17 protein-coding genes and 1 tRNA gene are annotated in these 21,263 nt (G+C 50.0%); 8 read left to right on the top strand and 10 right to left on the bottom strand.

Annotation, left to right across the window (positions count from 1 at the left end):
- Window positions 1-200 precede the first annotated feature (200 nt).
- Together CHL74_RS08910 and ccsA are read right to left on the bottom strand one after the other, a co-directional pair.
- Window positions 201-2,105: an alpha-L-fucosidase gene (locus CHL74_RS08910; RefSeq protein ID WP_094880815.1), complete on the bottom strand. Its 1,905-nt coding sequence runs from the start codon at window positions 2,103-2,105 to the stop codon at window positions 201-203.
- A 100-nt stretch (window positions 2,106-2,205) separates the two neighbouring features.
- Complete coding sequence (gene ccsA / locus CHL74_RS16535; protein WP_094880814.1) at window positions 2,206-4,494, bottom strand: cytochrome c biogenesis protein CcsA; 2,289 nt, start codon at window positions 4,492-4,494, stop codon at window positions 2,206-2,208.
- 265 nt (window positions 4,495-4,759) lie between these two features.
- On the opposite strand from ccsA, the gene CHL74_RS15795 reads away from it, so the two are divergent.
- Window positions 4,760-4,830: transfer RNA gene (locus CHL74_RS15795), tRNA-Cys, on the top strand.
- 441 nt (window positions 4,831-5,271) lie between these two features.
- On the opposite strand, the gene CHL74_RS08900 is transcribed toward CHL74_RS15795, so the two are convergent.
- The 3 genes from CHL74_RS08900 to CHL74_RS08890 all read right to left on the bottom strand — a co-directional run bounded on the left by CHL74_RS08900 (window position 5,272) and on the right by CHL74_RS08890 (window position 7,246).
- Window positions 5,272-6,255: an ISAon1 family transposase gene (locus CHL74_RS08900; RefSeq protein ID WP_094880813.1), complete on the bottom strand. Its 984-nt coding sequence runs from the start codon at window positions 6,253-6,255 to the stop codon at window positions 5,272-5,274.
- Window positions 6,221-6,577, bottom strand: coding sequence for an ISAon1 family transposase N-terminal region protein (locus CHL74_RS08895; protein ID WP_367119548.1), 357 nt, complete (start codon window positions 6,575-6,577; stop codon window positions 6,221-6,223). Before CHL74_RS08895 ends, CHL74_RS08900 begins: the two co-directional genes overlap by 35 nt.
- A gap of 90 nt (window positions 6,578-6,667) precedes the next feature.
- Window positions 6,668-7,246 carry a porin family protein gene (locus CHL74_RS08890; RefSeq protein ID WP_094880812.1) on the bottom strand — a complete coding sequence of 193 codons (579 nt, stop codon included), beginning with the start codon at window positions 7,244-7,246 and terminating at the stop codon, window positions 6,668-6,670.
- 399 nt (window positions 7,247-7,645) lie between these two features.
- On the opposite strand from CHL74_RS08890, the gene pta reads away from it, so the two are divergent.
- The 6 genes from pta to recA all read left to right on the top strand — a co-directional run bounded on the left by pta (window position 7,646) and on the right by recA (window position 14,323).
- Complete coding sequence (gene pta, locus CHL74_RS08885; protein ID WP_094880811.1) at window positions 7,646-8,656, top strand: phosphate acetyltransferase; 1,011 nt, start codon at window positions 7,646-7,648, stop codon at window positions 8,654-8,656.
- Window positions 8,657-8,698: 42 nt separating this feature from the next.
- A complete protein-coding gene (locus tag CHL74_RS08880) occupies window positions 8,699-9,895 on the top strand; it encodes an acetate kinase (RefSeq protein ID WP_094880810.1) in 1,197 nt (398 codons plus the stop codon).
- A gap of 127 nt (window positions 9,896-10,022) precedes the next feature.
- Window positions 10,023-11,177, top strand: coding sequence for a hypothetical protein (locus CHL74_RS08875; protein ID WP_141241279.1), 1,155 nt, complete (start codon window positions 10,023-10,025; stop codon window positions 11,175-11,177).
- 207 nt (window positions 11,178-11,384) lie between these two features.
- Window positions 11,385-11,993 (top strand): DUF6621 family protein, encoded by a 609-nt coding sequence (locus tag CHL74_RS08870; protein WP_094880808.1) that lies wholly within the window; start codon window positions 11,385-11,387, stop codon window positions 11,991-11,993.
- A 46-nt stretch (window positions 11,994-12,039) separates the two neighbouring features.
- Window positions 12,040-13,269 (top strand): saccharopine dehydrogenase family protein, encoded by a 1,230-nt coding sequence (locus CHL74_RS08865; protein WP_094880828.1) that lies wholly within the window; start codon window positions 12,040-12,042, stop codon window positions 13,267-13,269.
- Window positions 13,270-13,297: 28 nt separating this feature from the next.
- Window positions 13,298-14,323 (top strand): recombinase RecA, encoded by a 1,026-nt coding sequence (recA, locus tag CHL74_RS08860; RefSeq protein ID WP_094880807.1) that lies wholly within the window; start codon window positions 13,298-13,300, stop codon window positions 14,321-14,323.
- 68 nt (window positions 14,324-14,391) lie between these two features.
- Here the strand turns inward: recA and CHL74_RS08855 are convergent, their stop codons facing one another.
- The 5 genes from CHL74_RS08855 to CHL74_RS08835 form a co-directional block, all read right to left on the bottom strand.
- Window positions 14,392-14,934, bottom strand: a complete 543-nt coding sequence (locus CHL74_RS08855) for a hypothetical protein (protein ID WP_094880806.1) — start codon at window positions 14,932-14,934, stop codon at window positions 14,392-14,394.
- 36 nt (window positions 14,935-14,970) lie between these two features.
- Window positions 14,971-16,032, bottom strand: coding sequence for a hypothetical protein (locus CHL74_RS08850; RefSeq protein WP_094880805.1), 1,062 nt, complete (start codon window positions 16,030-16,032; stop codon window positions 14,971-14,973).
- 118 nt (window positions 16,033-16,150) lie between these two features.
- Window positions 16,151-16,801 carry a leucyl/phenylalanyl-tRNA--protein transferase gene (gene aat, locus CHL74_RS08845; protein WP_094880804.1) on the bottom strand — a complete coding sequence of 217 codons (651 nt, stop codon included), beginning with the start codon at window positions 16,799-16,801 and terminating at the stop codon, window positions 16,151-16,153.
- Window positions 16,802-16,811: 10 nt separating this feature from the next.
- Window positions 16,812-19,055: an AAA family ATPase gene (locus CHL74_RS08840; protein WP_094880803.1), complete on the bottom strand. Its 2,244-nt coding sequence runs from the start codon at window positions 19,053-19,055 to the stop codon at window positions 16,812-16,814.
- Between the two features lie 15 nt (window positions 19,056-19,070).
- Window positions 19,071-19,373, bottom strand: coding sequence for an ATP-dependent Clp protease adaptor ClpS (locus CHL74_RS08835; RefSeq protein ID WP_094880802.1), 303 nt, complete (start codon window positions 19,371-19,373; stop codon window positions 19,071-19,073).
- A gap of 279 nt (window positions 19,374-19,652) precedes the next feature.
- On the opposite strand from CHL74_RS08835, the gene CHL74_RS08830 reads away from it, so the two are divergent.
- On the top strand, window positions 19,653-20,570 hold the full coding sequence (locus CHL74_RS08830; protein ID WP_094880801.1) for a helix-turn-helix domain-containing protein: 918 nt from the start codon (window positions 19,653-19,655) through the stop codon (window positions 20,568-20,570).
- Window positions 20,571-21,263 lie beyond the last annotated feature (693 nt).

The following is a 21,263-nucleotide window of genomic DNA, read 5'->3' as shown; positions in this document are numbered from 1 at the left end:
TAAAACTTTATGGTTATCAATTGTTTCGGATGCAAAGATAGACATTTTTTATTACAATTATGTTACATCATCGTGATATAATGTTTCATTTTTAATGCAAAAGATGGTCTTTTGTTTCACAATACTGCCAAAAAAAAGGTCTGACGGACGACTTTCTGTCGTAGGTCAGACCCTATGAGTGGTTGTTATTGAATGTCTTGTTACTTCACGCCAAGCTCAGCTATTCCTATCTGCTCGCCATCCTTTACCATGCGGTCAGCGCTCAGTTTGAGGAAGCGGGTGGTGGTGGCGGGGAAGGTGACGGTCTGAAGGATGGGGTTGTTCTGGATGTTCGAGAACTCGTCAGACTTCAGCGTCTTTATGACGTTGCCCTTGGCGTCACATGCCGAGATGGTGTAGGAATGGATGAGGCCGCGGTGAGCGTCGCTCTGGTCGGGGAAATAGAGCAATTGTGACACCTCTGTGTTCTTGCCGAGGTCGATGATCAGTTCCTTAGAGGTGGTGAAGAGCACGGTCTGCGGGTCGCGGTCGGTGGCCTTAGTCTGCTCAGCCTCGCTGATGCCTACGAGCGAGAACGGCAGCGATTTGATGGCTTCTGACGTGGGGCTCCATGTCAGCTGTGCGTCGTCGCCTCCGAAGAACACGCCCACGTTGTTGAGGCAGATGGGTCCGCGTGAGTCGAGGATGCGCACACGCACGCCCTTGGTCTCTACGGTGAGGAAGCGGAGGAGGCGCTTGTATCCGATGGTGGTGGTCTCCTCGTTCTGGCTTACCGGCTTCCATTGCTTGCCGTCAAGATATTCCACCACGAACTTCTTTACGCGCTGTCCGAGGGGGATATACTCCTGCAGCATGATGCGGTTGATCTTCTGCGGCTTCTTGAAGGAGAATGTAATGTCAGCTGTGGTCACTCCGTCGGCTGTTGCCCAGTATGTGTCCCACGAATTGTCGGTGAGGGCCTTTGCCGCAAACTCAGCTCCGCGCTCATTGCTTACCTTCGGCTTCATGCCTGCCACGAGGTTATGAGAGAGCTCGCGCTCTATGATCTTGTGGAAACGTACGGCGTTGGCTGAGTCGACGGGATGGATGAGGCCGTCACGGTCAACGGGGAAGTTGAGCAGGAGAGTGGCGTTGTGGCCTACGCTGCGATAGTAGAGGTCGACCAGCTGGTCAGGCGACTTCACCTTTCCGTCTTCCTCGGGATGATAGAACCATCCCGGACGGATGGATACGTCGCACTCTGCCGGTGTCCACTGATTGCCGTCGGCATGTCCGTACTGCAGTTCTTTGTACTTCGGGTATCCGGGATAAACCTCGCCCTTGCGTAGGAAAGCCCAGTTGGTTTCGCCAGCGAATCCCTTCTCGTTGCCAACCCATCTGCATCCGGGTCCGCCGTCGCCGAAGACCACTGCCTGCGGCTGTATGCTGTCCAGAATCTCGAAGATGCGCGGATAGTTATAGTAGTTCTTGCGGTCGATGGTGCGTGAGTCGCAAGCGCCGCCGTAATAGCCGTCGCCACCGTTGGCGCCGTCAAACCATACTTCGAAGACGTCGCCGTAATTGGTGAGCAGGTCGCGGAGCTGAGAGTAGAAGTAGGGCAGGTAGCCTGGTGTGGCATAGTCGGCACGTGAGCGGTCCCATGGCGAGAGATAGACGGCGAACTTCAGTCCGTACTTCTTGCAGGCATCTGAAAGTTCGCGTACGATGTTGCCCTTGCCGTCCTTATAGGGTGATTGGCTTATGTTATAGTCGTTGCCTTCGAACGGCCACAGGCAGAATCCGTCGTGGTGCTTGGCGGTGAGGATTACGCCTTTCATGCCCGAAGCCACGAGGGTGCGTGCCCACTGCTCGCAGTCGAGGCGTGTGGGATTGAATGTCTTGGGGTCTGAGTCGCCATATCCCCATTCGCGGTCGTTGAAGGTGTTGAGACCGAAGTGGATGAAGGCGTATGTCTCCATCTTCTGCCAGTCAATCTGTTTCTGCTCAGGAAGAGGGAGAATGGGAGCTGGCGCAGCCGTCTGTTTCTGTGCATTGGCTGTAAGAGAAGTGGCTGCGGCGATGGCAAATGCTGCAGCAATGATACTGTTTTTTTTGATTTGTGTCATGATTCGTGTTTGTATGTTTGCAAAATTAATCAAAAAATCCCGGCAAAACCAATTTTCTGATTGGTTTTTGCCGGGATTAGCATTGTATATAAGAATAATGTCATGCGTAGCTATGCATGCCGCCAAGGATGTAGTTGACACCGAAGTATGTCATGAGGATGGTGAGGAATGCCAAGAGCATGAACACGTGGAACGTCACGGGACGTCTGAGAGCGGGCAGCGTCTTGGGATGCAGGGCGGCTGCATACACCATGAACGTAATAAGCGCCCATACCTCCTTGGGGTCCCATCCCCAGTATTCGCCCCACGAGACGTTTGCCCAGATGGCTCCGACGAAGATGCCGATGCCGAGTGTGGTGGCGGCAGGATAGAGGAAAAGGAGCGAAAGGCTCTGCAGGGCGGTCATCTGACGGGTTGCGTCGCGGTTTATCAGCTTCACGGTCAGGGCTGTTATGGCATTGATGAACGTCAGGGACAGGAGCGCGAAGCCCATCATGATGATGCTGACGTGTATGCTCAGCAGTGGCGAATTGAGCACAGGCATGACGTGTGTTATCTGCGGGTCCATCTGGCTGATGTGGCTGACGAGCAGGAAGAAGCCCGACATGAGGAAGCCGCATGTGAGCATGATGGGGAAGCGGAAGCTGAGCAGGAGGCTGAGCAGCATGACCGTCCATGCCACGAAGAGCATCGTCTCATAGCCGTTTGCCATAGGTATGGTGCCGCTTATGGTCCAGCGCAGACACTCACAGTAGGTGAGTGAGACGAAGGCTGCTGCCATGACAGTTCGTGAGAAGCGTCTTACGATGATGTCGGAGCGTCTGCATTTTGTGGCGCGTGGGTCGTGGTTGCTCTCGAGGCGGCATTGGCGGCAGATGCGCGTCACGGTGTAGAGGAACGAGAGGACGCCCATCGTGAGGCACAGGACGAAGAGGATGGTGGCGAAGGGAATGCGGTTGTATGTACGCTCCGCCGTGGTCTGCTTCTCTGACGGGATGGAAGCTCCGCCGTTCTTAATCTGCAATGCCTGCATCTTGTCAAGCGTATGGCAGATGCTGTCCTGGCGGTTGGCTTCTGCATAGTCGTAGAGCAGGGTGAAGACGTACTGTATGTAGCTCCGCTCTTTGTAGTCGAGGGACGACGGCAGGTCGGCTGTGGGTGCGTACCAAGCCGTCTTTCCATTGTCAGACTTTATGGGGAATATCTTGAGGAGGGTGCCGCGACGGAGGTCCATTACCAGCTGTATGCGCTCGTCAAGGGCGGACGCCTGAGTATGGAACTTGTCCTTATTGCCCTCGTAATACTCCTTGACGTACGGACCGAGCGTGTATCCGCCCATATCCTTATCGAAGAAGAACCCTGCCGAAACGTAGTCGGGCAGCTGGAGTGTCTGCTTCAGATCGCCACTCTTCACCTTTATTATAGGCTCATTCATCCATTCCTCTCCCCAGAATATCCATCCCGTGAGCACCTGCTCGGCTGTCAGTCCTTTGTAGGATCGTGCTCCGTAGAGTTTCTTGGTGAAATCGATGGCGAAGGTCTGCATGGGGCAGATGCGGTTGTTGTGGAGGATGAACAGCTCGCCGAACTTCTCTGCTGTCTTTTCGGGCAGGGCGTGGGGCGTATGGTCTGCAGCAGAGGCGGTGCTACCGAAGAACGTAGCTACAGCCATGACAGTGAGGAGCGCTCCCTTGCGGAGATGCTCGCTTCGGAGCAGGGCGCGGTAAGCTCCGCGCGGATCGAAGAGCATGAGGATGAGGGAAAGGAAAAGTAGGGCATAGCCGGTGTAGGTGACGGGGATGCCGAAGGGGTCAGAATTGGTGGCGAGTGAGACGCCCCGTTCGTCGCTGTCGTACGAAGCCTGATAGAGGCGCATGTCGCCGCAAGTGAATATACGGTTCATCGATACCTGTCCTTGCACGGTCTGTCCGTCCTTCGTGATGCTGAACTGCGACACGTAGTCCTCCACGGCGTCCGTGCCGGGATGATACTGTATGCTGAACTTATTGAGGCGTATCTGGAACGGCAGGCTCTCGCTGCTTGCGTTCGTGCCGTCAGTAAAGACGGTGTAGCGGTCGGTGGTCTCGCCGAGGCGCAGATGGATGATGCCCCGTTCGGCGCTTATGTGGGTGAGGAACGCTCCTGCGAGAATCACGAGGAACGAGAGATGGAGCGTGATGCCCGTCCATGACTTCGTGCGGTTTCGGAGGAAATAGACGGTGGCAGTGGCAGCTAACAATGCCCATACGAGCGCGAACCACCACGTGCCGTAAATGTGTGCCGATACAAATTCAGAGCCTTGGTATTTCTCTATTACTGTGGCGGCACCCATACACACCACAGCAATGGTATAGAGCGAAAACACAAGTTTTTTTATTGTTCGTGTCATTTTTATATTGTATTTAATGTTTTGTTAGATGTATGCTTAATGCAAAGTTATCCATATTTGTTTGATTTGCCTACATTCTTTACTGCGTTTTTTATGCTATATAGTGTGTTTTACCTAAAATTAGGTATATATATTAATGTGTAAATAGGAGCGAATCAATAAAAATGAAAGTTTTTTGATAAAAGTATGAATTTTTCTTCAAAAACATTTGGCGGAATGATTTATTATGTCTACCTTTGCAACCGCAAATAAGGAACAACACTTTGGTACCTTGGCCGATCGGTTAGGTAACGGTCTGCAAAACCGTGTAGAGCAGTTCGACTCTGCTAGGTACCTCAAAAGAAAAAGCTGAATCTCAGAATTGAGGTTCAGCTTTTTTCGTTATTGGCTATCTTGTATAAAAGTGGCGGAGACCAGAGACCTCCGCCACTTTCTTATATCACTCCTTCCCTACTGGAGGAAGAGGAGTTGATATGGTTATTCAGTTCTGTTATTCTTTTGCTGCTCTTTTTACGTAAACCGGACGAATTGGCAATCGAGAATCTCTATTTGCATCGTCTCGCTTTACAACGATTTTACCAGTTTCATTGCTTCTTTCAAAATACAAACTTTTAGCCTTTCTCGGGTCACTTTCCACTACAGCACTTGTCCATAGCCAGCTATATGATCTTTTTAATGGAGAGTAGTAATGGTAGTATCTGAAGAAGATGTAGTTGTTGTTCTTTTTAGATATAAACATCACACCCAGAACTCGGCTCACCCGATAAACCAGGGGGATTAAGCATATAGCTTTGTAAGTCTGAAAAGAAAGAACTTTATATCCGTTACTCCCCTTAAAGCAGCTCTAAACGCCTTAATTTTAGCATTGAATGACTCTGCAAAAGCATTAGTTGCCCTATTAACAAAGAAGTTCAAGACTTCATCGTAATGCTCGTAAAGCGTGGCGGCAATAACATTGAAACTCTTAAAACCAGAGTCGTCCACTTTGTTATACCAGCGTGCAAGCGAGAGTCTTGCTGCATCTTTGACGGTATTCTTGGAAAATATCATTCTTAATGAATGCGTAAGCGAATAGGCTTCTTTAAGATCAGGATACGTTTCAAAGAGCACCTCAGCTCTTTGTCTCTGACTTTCTGTCCATTTGTCGGCAGATTTGAAAAGTAGATATCTGCTGCGAGCCAACAACTGCTTGTGGGTGTCACCGTTTGCAAGCATAATTGGAGTGTATGCTTCACCCAAACATTTGGCCTCTTCCCTGGCGTCCGTGTCTGCTTGAATGGCATCCCATCTATGCGCGATGCGCATCTCCTGCAAGGCATCACATGCAAGTTTCTGTATATGAAAGCGGTCTATGGTACGCATTGCATTCGGGAAACAGCGTCTGGCTATAAGTCGCATGGAATTCGACATGTCCATTGTTATCTCCTTAACCATCAGTCTCTTGTCCTCTTCTATGCGCATAAGTGCTTCTGTGACAACATCTGCCGCCACACCTTTTACAATAGCAATGATGGTACCTTTACCTCCATGTGAAGTTCTGTTGCTTACTATTGTGTACAGTTCACCGTTACTTGGAGCCGTTTCGTCAATACAGATGCTTTCACCTATGTTTTCGGGAAAGACAAGCCAATCTTCTGCATGCGAGAGTTCGGACCACTCGCGATAGCCGCTGAGCACTTCCTTGTATTGCTTTTCAAACGTATCCCCGTTTATGTGATAATAGCGGTCAAGCGAACGGGAGGTCGTAGGAATCGTCTCCATACACTCCTTTTAAAAAAGCCGCAAACTCCTTGGAGTAGCGAGTTCCTTCAGCCTTCAGCTCATAAGAGTCGGAGAAGTATCGGTTATTCTGCTTGTCGTACCATTTGCGTCTTCTGACGATCAGATCAACACCTTTGTCGCGGATCGGGAAGTCACGTATGGTTACGGCTTCACAGAACCCTTTGGATTCAATCTCAGGGTTCTCCTTATATTCAGCCTTAACCGATTCGTCAAGATAGATGCGGATAAGGGAAGCCTCTTCTTCTACACGTACTACTTCAAAATTTGTAAGTATCTCTGATGGCAGGATTAACTGTGCCAATGCTAATAGTCCTTGATTATTCATGGCACAAAGGTATAAATTTTCTGTAGAATCAAAGATTCTTCCCCCTGGGTTTATCGGGTGAGCCGATTAGAGGGCGAACTTGTAACCAAGAGTAATCTGGAATACGCTGTTCATAGGATCGCCACCGTCCCATACCTTTGTTACGCCGAAGTTATAGCGAGCGTCGAAGACAACATTGCTATACTCATAGCTGAGACCAACGGGGATAGAGAAGTCGAATGACTCAGCGTCAGTATTGTCCTTTGTTATAGAAGTGCTACCACCGCTAACCTTAACCTTGTCGTTAACATTGAATGCAGGCTGGATACCGAGCTTAACGGCAAGACCCTTTGTTACATATACGTTAGCGAGGATAGGAATGTTGATGTAGTCGAGCTTCTGAGTTGAAGTGATACCCTTCTCCTCATACTTGTTACCCTGCATAGAGTAAATCAAGCCAGCGCTGATGCTGAAGATGTCAGTTGCCTGATATTCTGCCTCTACACCTGCTGCGAGACCGATGCGCGGGTCAGCGCCGTCAGACTTTGTGAGGGATGCTACGTTCATACCAATCTTCGGCTGCAATGTGAAAGTGCCGACTGCCTGCTGTGCGTAAGATGCTACAGATGCGAGCATCACTACTGCCATAAGTAAAATCTTCTTCATAATAAAACGAATCTAGTTTGTTAATTGATTTTGATTTAGCTTTATTCGGAATCATTACTGATACCGATTGCAAAGATAGAGCAAAAAGGAATACCATCAAAGCGTTTTTGTTACTTTTCTTACGTTTTTCATCCATAGAATTGGTCGGAATTTCCTTTTGAGGTTTATTTTAATAGAAAACAACCATCAGAACTTGACTTTTAAAGAAAAAAAAGCCATGTAAGCAGACAAGAAAGCAACAAGGGCTGTAGAGCAAATTAATTGAGCCCTATTGCCACTCGTATGAAAATAATTTACTACTTTTGCAAAGTGTATGTGACAATCTCGCAGTATAAGCGAAATCGTACTATACACCATCACCTTGACAATAAACTTTTAAGTATTCTATAAAAGAAAATTATGAATTTACTTGAACACATCGTTGCGCGCGCAAAGAGCGACAAACAGCGCATCGTGCTCCCTGAAGCAACAGAGGAGCGCACACTTAGAGCTGCCGACCGTGTACTGGCCGACGACCTCGCCAACCTTATTCTTATCGGCAACCCCGACGAGCTGAAGAGCCTCGCAGAGAAGTGGGACCTCCACAACATCGACAAGGCCACCATCGTCGATCCGCTGAACAACCCCAAGGCAGAGGAGTATGCCGAACTGCTCGCAGAACTTCGCAAGAAGAAGGGCATGACCATCGAGCAGGCTCGCGAGCTGGTGAAGAACCCGCTCTACCTCGGATGTATGATCATCAAGACTGAAGGTGCAGACGGACAGATCTCTGGCGCTCTCAGCACAACGGGCGACACTCTTCGTCCCGCTCTCCAGATTATCAAGTGTGCACCAGGCGTGACATGTGTTAGTGGAGCCATGCTTATGCTCACACACGAGCATCAGTACGGCGACGACGGCATCATCGTAATGGGCGACGTTGCCGTAACTCCGATGCCTACAGCTGACCAGCTGGCACAGATTGCCGTCTGCACAGCACAGACAGCCCGCTCGGTAGCCGGCATTCAGGATCCGCGCGTTGCTATGCTCAGCTTCTCTACAAAGGGTTCGGCAAAGCACGAGGTTGTGGACAAGGTAGTGGAGGCCACACGCATCGCTCACGAACTCGCTCCTGACCTCAAGCTCGACGGCGAGCTTCAGGCTGACGCAGCCCTCGTTCCTGCTGTAGGCGAGAAGAAGGCTCCCGGCAGCCCCATCGCAGGCCACGCCAACGTCCTCGTTGTTCCCTGCCTCGAGGTGGGCAACATCTCATACAAGCTGGTTCAGCGCCTCGGCGACGCCATCGCCATCGGCCCGATTCTCCAGGGTATCGCCCGTCCGGTGAACGACCTCTCACGCGGTTGCTCAGTGGATGACATCTACTACATGGTAGCAATCACAGCTTGCCAGGCAATGGACGCAAAGAAGTAATGTCGCGTTATTACAAATAAATCAAAAATCAAAACTCATAATATGAAAATCTTAGTGCTTAACTGTGGAAGTTCTTCCATCAAGTACAAGCTTTACAATATGGACGACAACTCCGTGCTGGCTGCAGGCGGTGTTGAGCGTATCGGCCTCGACGAGGCATTCATTAAGGTGACTCTCCCCAACGGCGAGAAGAAGAAGATTATGCACGACATGCCGGACCACAAGGAAGGCGTCAACTTCGTGTTCCAGTGCCTCCTCGATCCTGAGATCGGTGCCATCAAGAGCCTCGACGAGATCGACGCTGTAGGACACCGTATCGTGCAGGGTGGCGACCTCTTCGAGAAGAGCGTCATCGTGGACAAGTCTGTAGAGGACGGCATCGAGAGCCTCTGCGACCTCGCTCCTGTTCACAACGCAGGTCACCTCAAGGGTCTGCGTGCCGTGGACAAGCTCATGCCCAACGTGCCGCAGGTCTGCGTCTTCGACAACGCTTTCCACAGCACAATGCCAGACTACGCTTACCTCTACGCCATTCCTTATGAGCTGTACGAGAAGTATCACGTACGTCGCTACGGCTTCCACGGAACCAGCCACCGCTACGTATCGCAGCGCGTCTGCGAATACCTCGGTCGTGACATCAAGACACAGCGCATCATCACCTGCCACATCGGCAACGGTGCCAGCGTTTCTGCCGTTAAGTTCGGCAAGTGCGTCGACACATCTATGGGTCTGACTCCGCTCGCTGGCGTTATGATGGGTAGCCGTTCTGGCGACATCGACCCGTCTGCCGTAACCTTCCTCATGGAGAAGCTCGGCAAGAAGCCGCAGGAGATGGCTGACTTCCTCAACAAGGAGAGCGGCGTGCTCGGCATCACCGGCATCTCTTCTGACATGCGCGAGATTGAGAACGCTGCTGCTGAGGGCAACGAACGTGCAAAGCTCGCTCTCAAAATGTACAACTACCGCATCAAGAAGTACATCGGTGCTTACGCAGCCGCTATGGGTGGCGTTGACATCATCGTATGGACTGCCGGTGTTGGCGAGAACCAGGTGGGCACACGTCTCGAGGCTTGCTCTGACCTTGAGTTCCTCGGCATCAAGATTGATGAGGAGGCCAACAAGGTTCGCGGCGAAGAGGCCATCATCTCCACTCCCGACTCAAAGGTTACGGTATGCGTAATCCCGACTGACGAGGAGCTGATGATCGCAAAGGACACTATGGCTTTGCTCCAGAAGTAAGAGAAGAAATTCTGCTAAGAAAGAACTTACAATAACACAATCAACAACAAAAGAGGGTATCGAAAATCAAACATAAAGATTTGCGACACCCTCTTTTTGTATAATCACTACCTAAAACTACATTAATATGAAAAAAACTATCTCAACATTGTTCACGCTGCTGCTCGTGCTTGTGCTGGCATCATGCAGCGACTCTTCTAAGGAAATAGAAGGATTCAAGTTTACGGGCAAAGGTATCTTCGGAGAGATTCCTTCAATGTTCGCAGAAAACGCACAGATGACGAAGGAAGGCACAATAGAAGACGACTACTCGAAGTATCAGAAGCTGCTGGATGAACGCGAGAGCTTCGAGGTGGAGTGCGAGGTCATGAAAGGCAAAACCATAACTAAGGGCACCATCAATTTCAAGAAGGACGGCAACTGCTACATCAACGAAAACGGTAGTTCTGCACGCTACGCATCCACGTTGTCTGAAGACGTGAAAGGAGCATTCGACAATGGCGAAAAGATACATGTCTGCGGACTGGACAAGGACGGAGTGCTCATCACCAATTACGGACCTTACAACACCTACACACTCGGAGGCAACTTCTCCGGATCTGGTCTGAAATCTGCTTCACACGGCGAACGCAACTACAAGCGTTACATCAGGAGACTGTATAACATGGACCGCATTGTGAAAATCGTTGTCACCAACGACGAAGGCATGACCACAATATGCGAGAAGAGCGCAGAGGCAAGGATGAAGAATCTCACCGAGGAGGAGAAGACCATCGGCAAGGGCGATCTCGCTTTATTCGAACTAAAGGGCAACGTACAGTCTGCAGTGGTGATAACCGCATACGACAAGGTACGCTACAACTTCGACGAGGAGGGCAAGCTTATCTCCATCAACGGTGTTAAGACCAATGAGTGGTATCAGAACGTTGAGCGCGATGAGCAAGGCCGAATCTCGGCATATACAGAGGGCGAGTACGACATGGTTTCGTCGTTCAAACTGGTATACGGCAAGAACGGTTTCCTGGAAAAGCGTATCACCAATGACATGGGCGAGTGTGTCACCACTTACACATACAATGAGGCAGGCTTCCTGACAAGCGACCACCTGCTCGGTGAATACACGGAGATGGGAGCCGACAAGCCGGAGAAGGTGGATGTGAAGACTACATATAAGTATACGGGCATTGACGACCACGGCAACTGGACCAGACGCGAAACGGTACCTGCGGACGATACGGAAGGACCGGTTTACGAAGCACGCAGCATTATGTATTACGATTAAATCGGTGCTTTGTTGTGGTAGACGTATTAGAAAAGTAAACAGCTGATTTATCATCAAAAAAGTGTAGAGCGTGATAAATTAATATAGATTAGCATAATGTAACCCCCTCAAACATTTGTGGGTCTCAACTTTTATACGTAAATTTGCTTCACATATTATAATGAGGAAATGTGGACATACTACTGCCACTACCAAACTTAACAAGACATGAATATACAGGACTTCAACAATACCAAATGGAGCCGCAACATAATTCTCGTTGACGGCGACTACGTGGACAATGTCGCCTTCAACCTTATCGTCAACTTCGAGAGAATGATAGGCAGACGCATTCAGAAAGCCGATACGGCAAGATGGATTGACTGCATAGCGCTCGACGGAGGAATGCGCGAGGGACGCGACTCGGACGGAGAGACGCAGGTGATATTCATCCACTCGAAGGAGAAGACTGCTCTCGACAACTTCAATCCGGGTTCGTACGAGACTGACCTCAACGCCAAGGCTTTCAAGGATACGCTCGGAGAGTTCATCATCAGCTCTTATCCCGTGGAGGAAGTGGTGAAGCACGACGACTTCTTCCTCGATGTCCTCAAGACGGTGGTCAACCATAAGGACGTACACCGCGTGATGGCTGTGCCCAATGCAGAGCACGCGCCGCTGTGGGAAGAGATAAGACACGCCCTGCGTGACATCGACGACGAGGAGAAACGCATAACGCTCTTCGCCATGCAGCCGCTCTCAGGCGGCAACTTCAAGCAGGAAATACTCGGCTATTCGCTGATGAACGCACTCGGAATAAAGGGTGACGAGATATAAGAATCAGAAATATAACAATAACAATCAAATAAAAAACAACGACGAAATGGGAAAAGTATTAATGATCGGCGCCGGTGGCGTCGCTACCGTTGCAGCGTTCAAGATAGCCCAGAACGCTGATGTCTTCACTGACTTTATGATAGCCAGCCGCACCAAGTCGAAGTGCGACAAGATTGTTGAGGCAATCGGCAACCCCAACATCAAGACCGCGCAGGTGGACGCTGATGACGTGGAACAGCTGAAGGCTCTCTTCAACGACTACAAGCCGGAACTTGTCATCAATCTCGCCCTGCCTTATCAGGACCTCACCATCATGGAGGCTTGTCTGGCATGCGGATGCTCATATCTCGACACTGCCAACTATGAGCCGAAGGATGAGGCTCACTTCGAGTATTCATGGCAGTGGGCTTACAAGAAGCGCTTCGAGGATGCCGGACTGACCGCTATCCTCGGTTGCGGATTCGACCCGGGCGTGACAAGCATCTTCACAGCTTACGCAGCAAAGCACCACTTCAAGGAGATTCAGTATCTTGACATCGTGGACTGCAACGCCGGCAACCATCACAAGGCTTTCGCCACTAACTTCAACCCTGAGATAAACATCCGTGAGATCACTCAGAAGGGTCTCTATTGGGAAGACGGCAAGTGGGTGGAGACTGCTCCGCTCGAAATACACAAGCCGCTCAACTATCCCGAAATCGGTCCGAAGGAGAGCTATCTGCTCCACCACGAGGAGATTGAGAGCCTCGTAAAGAACTATCCCACCATCAAGCGTGCCCGCTTCTGGATGACTTTCGGTCAGCAGTATCTCACATATCTCGACTGCATCCAGAACCTCGGAATGTCTCGCATCGACGAGATCACATACGAGGCTCCGCTCGCTGACAATCCTTCAGAGAAGGTGAAGGTGAAGATTGTACCGCTGCAGTTCCTCAAGGCTGTGCTGCCTAACCCGCAGGACCTCGGCGAGAACTACGACGGACAGACCTCTATCGGTTGCCGCATCCGTGGTATCGACAACGAGGGCAAGGAGCAGACTTACTACGTATATAACAACTGCTCACACGAGGCTGCATACAAGGAGACCGGCATGCAGGGCGTAAGCTACACAACCGGCGTTCCCGCAATGATCGGTGCCATGATGTTCTTCAAGGGACTGTGGCGCAAGCCGGGCGTATGGAACGTAGAGGAGTTCGATCCGGATCCGTTCATGGAGCAGCTCAACAAGCAGGGACTGCCCTGGCACGAAGTGTTCGGCGGCGACCTCGAACTGTAATTAGGAATTCAAAACTCAAAATTCTTTTATGGCAAAGACAGAAGAACAGAATGCTGCTTTGGAGGGCAAGCTGAAAGCTCTCCAGGCAACAATGTCAAAGATAGAAAAAGACTTCGGCAAGGGAGCCATCATGAAGCTCGGCGACGAGCAGGTGGATAATGTCGAAGTGATCCCGACCGGCAGTATCGGTCTGGACGCCGCTCTCGGCGTTGGCGGCTACCCGAAGGGACGTATCATAGAAATCTATGGTCCGGAGTCGTCCGGTAAGACCACGCTCGCCATCCATGCCATCGCAGAGGCACAGAAGAACGGCGGCATCGCTGCCTTCATCGACGCTGAGCATGCCTTCGACCGCTTCTATGCCGCCAAGCTCGGCGTGGACGTTGACAATCTTTGGATATCACAGCCCGACAACGGTGAGCAGGCGCTCGAGATTGCTGACCAGCTGATCCGCTCGTCAGCCATCGACATCATCGTCATCGACTCCGTTGCGGCTCTTACTCCGAAGGCGGAGATTGAGGGCGACATGGGTGACAACAAGGTGGGTCTGCAGGCTCGTCTGATGTCGCAGGCGCTCCGCAAGCTCACCAGCACCATCTCGAAGACCAACACCACATGTATCTTCATCAACCAGTTGCGTGAGAAGATTGGCGTGATGTTCGGCAATCCTGAGACAACAACGGGTGGTAACGCCCTGAAGTTCTATGCTTCAGTACGTCTGGACATCCGCAAAGTGACGGGCATCAAGGACGGCGACCAGATTATCGGCAATCAGGTTCGCGTGAAGGTCATCAAGAACAAGGTGGCTCCTCCGTTCCGCAAGACAGAGTTCGAGATTACCTTCGGCGAAGGCATCTCAAAGGTTGGCGAGATAGTAGACCTCGGCGTGGAGTATGGCATCATCCAGAAGTCAGGCTCATGGTATTCTTACAACGGCTCGAAGCTGGCGCAGGGTCGCGACGCAACAAAGTCGCTCCTCAAGGACAATCCCGAACTCATGGAAGAACTCGAAGGACTTATCAAGCAAGCCATCGCTGATAAGCGCGAGGGATAACAAACACAAATAAAAGAGAACAGCCAGTTAATGTCTGCAAAAGACAATAACTGGCTGTTCTTGTTTTATTATTTTACCGTTTCTATCTTTAACTTATCACCATCTTCTTCCTGATTGTAGACCAGAGAGAAACCTCCTTCTTGTGTCCCCCAAGAAGTGGTGCCGTAGAGTTCTATGAACGAAAATCTGTCAAGGTCTCTCGGCACATTGCGTACGACAACTCTCATGCTGAGTTGCATCTCTCCTGGTATGGTAATTCCGTCAGTACTGATTTCGTTATTGCCCACAGGAACACTGGCGTTTTTGCTTCCGCCTACAAATATGTCTCCGTCGAAATCTGTCTCTCTCAACTGTCCGCAGGTAAAGTCTGAAGTCTTGTACTGGTTGCCATCGGCATCAAGTACGACGATACCTTTACCAGCTATGGAATACAAAATGTTTGGTCTCTTGAATGCAGTTACGTCAGATGAATTTGTATTTACAATATTATATATAATCACAACGTCTGTGCCGTAGCGTTCACATTTTACGAGTTCATAATTTGTGTCGGCAAATGACTGGCAGATGCCAACAAGAAGTGTCAGAAGCAACAGTAATATTTTCTTTTTCATCTTATTTCGTCTTTTATGTTTCTTTGCAGTGTGTGTTTATCTCCTTCTTGCAGCTGTGCGTGTGCGTGGTTTCGTTGATGTCTTAGACTTTGTTGCAGAGGCAGCAGGTGCAGGCTTCACGTCAAGATTGCGAAATATAATTTCCGTATCCGTAGAATGACCGAAGAGTCCCTGTTTGAAATTCCTTACATTCAGCGGAAGACGTATCATCTGTATTGTTTTCGAACTTGTAGAGAAATCATCTATAGTCAGTTGAAATTCTTGTTCCGCGTCTGTCTGCATCTTTACTGTGCTCGTGGAATACATCTTGCTGTTGTATTTTTTTACAGTGCCGAAATTCATGTTGAGACCCAATGTCGGAGCTTTATACACCGTGCCCTCTTCATCGTATGCTTTCCAGTCGTCAAAGCTGAAATAAGTAGGCATTTTCCCATTCTTAAGGCTGAAGGTAAGTACAACCTTTGTTCCATAACGATACAGACTTTTCACGTTGAGTTCAAAATCCGGGTATGTGCATACACATCTTTCTTTGTTTGATTTTGGAAGCGGACGTACTGCACAGCCATAGAAAGCCTTACTTTCGGTTTTCTCATTTATTGGGTCAAACTGGAACGAATAACCGCCATCGTTTGACAATGCGTAATAAGCATTTAGGACTGCCGCGTCCATCACGCTGACAGTATCCTCAAGGTTGTCAAAATAAGCATAACCCTTTACCGAAGCTCCTGCCGGGATGCGCTGGTCTATATGATCTCCTCCAAAGAACAAACCGTTACCACTCATATGGATAGTCTCGGTCGTTCGCGTGTCTTCATTGCCTGAAAATCGAGCTGCAGCACTTGTTATCCTGGCAAGTACAGTTTTATTGCCGCTGTTTGTCATAAGGAAACATACCCTTATGTTTTTCTTTCCGTAATGTACGGCATCTACAGCTTTCACGTTTATCATGTTAGCAGCAGCATTCGTTGACGATTTCTTTGGCTTAGATGACATAACGTTCACTGCTTCTGCTGCAAAAGATGTCTGTATGCAGCAGAACAGCAACAACATGATTAGTTTTGCAAATAATCTTTGTTTTAGAACTTTGTTTTTATTCATGTTTTCTTTGTTGATAATGTTAATGTTGTTTATCTTTCATTTTTAGTGTTTATTACACTTGCGCAAATTTAGTGAAATTCTTAAACACAAGCAATAACAAATAAAAAATTCTTAAACTTTATTCCGATTTTAGTATCTTCATATACTCTTCGTAACTGATAAACTTTCCTCCCATCGACTTCAGATGAGGGGTCTCCAGCTGGCAGTCTATCATCTTTCCGCCGTGTTCACGCATGAAGTCGGCGAGGAAGATTAGGGCGAGCTTGCTGGCGTTGGGCACCAGCGAGAACATGCTCTCGCCGATAAAGCAGCGTCCGATGGTGACGCCGTAGAGTCCTCCGACGAGGCGGTCGCCCTGCCACACCTCCACACTTTGTGCGAGATTCTGACGGTGAAGTTCCTTGTAAGCCTCCATCATCTCCGTGCCGAGCCATGCTCCCTCTTTCTTGTCACGACCCTGCGCCTCCGAGCAACCTTGGATGACGCCGTCGAAACACTCACCGATGGAGACATCATACGTTCCCTTGTTCATCAGCGTACGCATAGAGTGCGACACGTGAATCTCGTCAGGGAATATCACGAAGCGTTGCTGCGGACAATACCACAGCGGCTCGTCGCAGTCGCGGAACGAAAACCAAGGGAAGATGCCGTTGGAGTAAGCGAGGAGCAGGCGGTCGACACTCAGGTCGCCACCCACACATAACAGTCCGTCCGGCTCAACGTTCACCGGCATAGGGAACAGCAGTTCCTTACCTATTCTATATATCATATTTGTCTTTTTATTTCTCCACTTTCCTTAACTCTATTTTTCCTTCCGTCACCACAGCCTCAGCCTTTCCGCCGCCGCGCAACCATCCGAAGAGAATCTCGCGCATCAGGAGGGGCTTCAGCATGTTGCTTACCACGCGGTCCAGCTCTCGTGCTCCGTACTCCGCCGTGAATCCTTTCTTCAGCAACAGCTCACGTGCCTCGTCCGATACCGTCAGCTCCACCTTCTTTGCGGCAAGCTTGTCAGCCAAACGACGCAGCGACTTGTCAAGTATCAGCTCTGCCATGTGGCGGTCCATGTCGTGGAAGACGATGGTGTCCGTAAGGCGATTGAGAAACTCCGGCTTGAAGGTCTTCTTCACCTGCGTCAGCATCGCCTCACCTCTCGACACCGTTCCGCCGAATCCGATGTTAGCCCTTGATGCGTATTGCGCTCCGGCGTTGGACGTCATGATGATGATAACCTCCTGGAAATCGGCACGCTGTCCGCGGTTGTCGGTCAGCGAAGCATAGTCCATCACCTGGAGGAAGATATTATAGATGTCGGGATGCGCTTTCTCTATCTCGTCGAAGAGCAGCACGCAGTTGGGCGTCTTCCTGATGGCATCGGTCAGCAGACCTCCGTCCTCGTAGCCCACATATCCCGCAGGCGAACCGATAAGCTTAGCCACGGCATGCTTCTCCGCGTACTCACTCATGTCGAAGCGTACAAGGCGCACGCCGAGCTGGTTGGCGAGAACCCTTGCCACCTCCGTCTTTCCCACACCCGTAGGACCGACGAAGAGAAGGCTTGCCATGGGCTTCTGCTCCTCGGCAAGACCTGCCTTTGCCATCTGCACAGCCTCCACCACCTTGTCCACGGCGGTGTCCTGACCGTATATCTGACGCTTCATGTCGTCGGCGAGAGTCATGAGTCGGTCGTCGCGACCCTCCTTCAGCACGTCCGCGTCAATCTTGCAAAGCTTCGCCAGCACTTCGCTCAGCAGTTTTCGGTCTACGCTCTGCCTTTTCTGCGTGGTAAGCGGATGGGTCTCGCGGTAAGCTCCAGCCTCGTCCAGCAGGTCCACAGCCTTGTCAGGCAGGAAGCGGTCCTTCATATAGCGCGACGTATAGCGCACGGCATACTCCGCCGCACCCTTGGCATACTTCACGCCATGGAATTTCTCATATCCCGGCAACAGTCCGCTTACGATGCGGATGGCATCGTCAATGGACGGCTCTGCAATGTCTATCTGCTGGAAACGGCGTACCAGCGATTTCTGACGAGCCACATAACGGTTAAATTCGTCGTACGTCGTCGATCCGATAAACCTTATCACGCCGTTCTCTAAGTAAGGCTTGAGGATGTTGGCACCGTCCAGTGAAGAGTCGCCACCCGAACGTCCTGCTCCTACAAGGTTATGTATCTCGTCGATGTAGAGGATGGCGTTGCCCTCGGCTGCCAATCCCTCCATCACCATCTTCATGCGCTTCTCGAAGTCGCCTCGAAACTGTGCGCCAGCCACCATCGTGGCCATGTCCATCATATAGACATGCGCCCCCTTCAGACGTTCTGGCACCTCGCCACGCTCAATCATCGCCGTCAGTCCGTAGACAAGGGCTGTCTTGCCCACGCCCGGTTCGCCGACGTGCAGCGGATTGTTCTTGTCCTTGCGGCAGAGCACGCGAATGGTGCGCTCCAGCTCGTCCTCTCGTCCGATGAGCGGATTGTGCGAAGCGTACGTGTCGTTGAGGCAGGTCACGAGGCTGCGCCATTGCTTGGGCTGCATGTGGTCGCCTTCTTCATCGCCGTCCTCCGACATGTCCATGAAGCTCATGCGCGACATCTCGTAGCAGCTGACGAGGAACGACATAAATCCCGGCTGGTCGTCGCCTACAGCGAGGTGCAGGCAGTAAGCCGCCAACGACTCCTTCAGCTCCATCATGGCTGAGATGATATGCGGGATGTCCAGTTCGTCGCTTTCCGCGAACTGCGCCTGCTTCACGGCATGCGCCATCATCTCGCTGAACTGCTCCGAACCTTCTATGGTGTAAGAGACACCCTCAGGCACCTGCTCCATCTTCGTCAGCTCAGGGCGCAGCTTCTCCTGAATGGCCCGTGCGTCCAGCTCGGCAGTGGAGGCAGCCTCCACGAAAGGTTCTTGCTCGGCGATGGCGTAAAGCACATGCTCAGGCGTGACAAACTCATGTCGCCACTTGTCGCAAAGCGAAATGGCGTACTGAAAAGCTTTTGATGTATCGTTACTGTTGGTCATGTGTCTTTTGTGTGCTTAAAGTGGTTTACATTCGAGGCGCAGCGGGAATCCCTCGTCACGCGCCATAGTCGTGGCTTTCCTTACCTTCGAGCGTGCCACGTCGTAGCTGTATACGCCCACTACGGCGCTGCCCTTGCGGTGGACATCCAGCATGAGAGCCTCAGCCTCGGGCTGGCTCTTGAAGAATACGGACGTCAAGACCTTCACCACGAAGTCCATCGTAGTGAAGTCGTCGTTGAAAATAATAACCTTATAGCGACGCGGCTCCTTAAGGTCGGAGCGAACACGGTCGCGAACGGAAGTCTGTTCATTTGCCATAGTTATGCAAAGATACGTAAAGTAGACGACAAAAGCAATATAAATACCGCGCTTTTTTACGCTTGTCATATTTGCAACCCAAGAATTAGCCTTTTATACTATTTTGTCATTAAAAAGAGATGAAAAACGAATAATATGTTATAAAAAAGGAAGAACTGATAATATAGATATAGGAAATAATGACTATCTTTGCAAAAGAATACTTGAAACACAACAAATTCATCAGACTAACTCTAAAGCATAAAAGATAATTAACACGCATAAGAAGGATAAAAGAATATGGATACAGTGAATAAAGATAAGAAAGAACGAAAGGTAGACTTCAATCTTATCGCTGACAGCGGTGTGGCCGACTATTCTGACGGCGATATCATCGTCATCGACAAGTTGGGAGTGAAGCCTATCAACGAGAACATAAAGCTGGATATGATCCTCATGGTGTTCTGTACGAAGGGACGCATGCAGTGCGACATCAACGAAAAGACCTACATGGCTAATGCCGGAGATGTCATCATCTGCCTTCCCAACTCGTATCTGAGCAACTACCTCATATCCCCCGACTTCGAGTCGCACATCATCGGCTTGTCTTACAGCGCATCGCAGCGAAAGATAAGCCTCACAAGCGACGCGCTCGACATCTTCAGCTACGTGGCACAGAATCCCATCGTACATCTCGACGCCGAGCGTCAGGTGCTCATGTCGAAATATTACTCGATGATTTCGCACAAGATTAACAATCCGCACGGACTCTTCCACAAGGAAATCATGCACGGCATCTTCGAGTGTGCCTTCTACGAGCTTTGCGCCCTTATCTCGCCACACATCCAGTATGAGTTCGGCGGCGGCAACATCAAGCAGGCCAACCTCATCTTCAAGAAGTTCATTGATGAGCTGAGCAAGAATGAGGGACGCATGCGCAGCGTGAAGTTTTACGCCGAGCGTCTCTGCATCACGCCGAAGTATCTCTCGTTCATCTCCAAGTCGGTGAGCCAGAAGACGGCGCTCTATTGGGTGCACGACTATACGATGAAGGCCATCGTGAGGTATCTGAAATACTCCAACATGTCGATAAAGGAGATATCGGAGAAGCTGGAATTCCCCAACCTCTCCTTCTTCGGAAAGTTCACGAAGGGACACCTCGGCGTCTCGCCGACGGAATTCAGAAAGCGTCAAAGCATAAAGAAGGAAGGTCAATAGGGCTGCGCTGACGCAGGATTAGTATGACAATATTTGCATTTCTGATGCTCAATACTGTGAGCTGAGCGCACAACAAAATCTTTGGTGCGAAATTCTTGAGTTTTGAGCGTTTAGAGATAATATGCTTATACACAGTGTATTATACTGTTTTCCGAGCGAAGCGATATGAAATCAGACTCGCAAACGAGTCGTTTTTCTCTGCAATAGTGCCTCTTTTACACTCTGATACAGTCACTGTTGTCATACAATAAAGCCTCTTTTACACTCTGATAGCGGCACTATCGGACTGTAAAAGAGGCTTTATTGTTAAGCATGGGTGCTGTTTGCACGGCTTGACACAGCCGAAAACAGCAAATCAGAACTCTATAATCAATTTTTATTTTGTAACATGTTTTTACTCTTTGTACGATATTTGCATGGCGGACAAGAAGCCATGTGTTTTTGACATGAAGACATGAAGGACATGTTTTGAATTGATAGGGTAAATTGCTGTTTAGCGGTGAGATTGCATATTAGGCAGGGCTTTGACAAAAACCTTTATCCACAATCCGTTTATGGGCGCAAATCCTATCGGATTTAAATAAAAGGCTTTACATTAGGTCTTACGAGAACCAGTTCTCGACAACCTAATGTAAAGCCTTTTATTTGTGCACAGCACGCGCCCATAATCGGAAAAAACAAAGAAAAACACAA

The sequence above is a fragment of the Prevotella sp. 885 genome (assembly GCF_002265625.1).
Classification (GTDB): domain Bacteria; phylum Bacteroidota; class Bacteroidia; order Bacteroidales; family Bacteroidaceae; genus Prevotella.
Note: the sequence above shows the minus strand (reverse complement) of the source record. Positions and strands in the feature narration are given on the sequence as shown.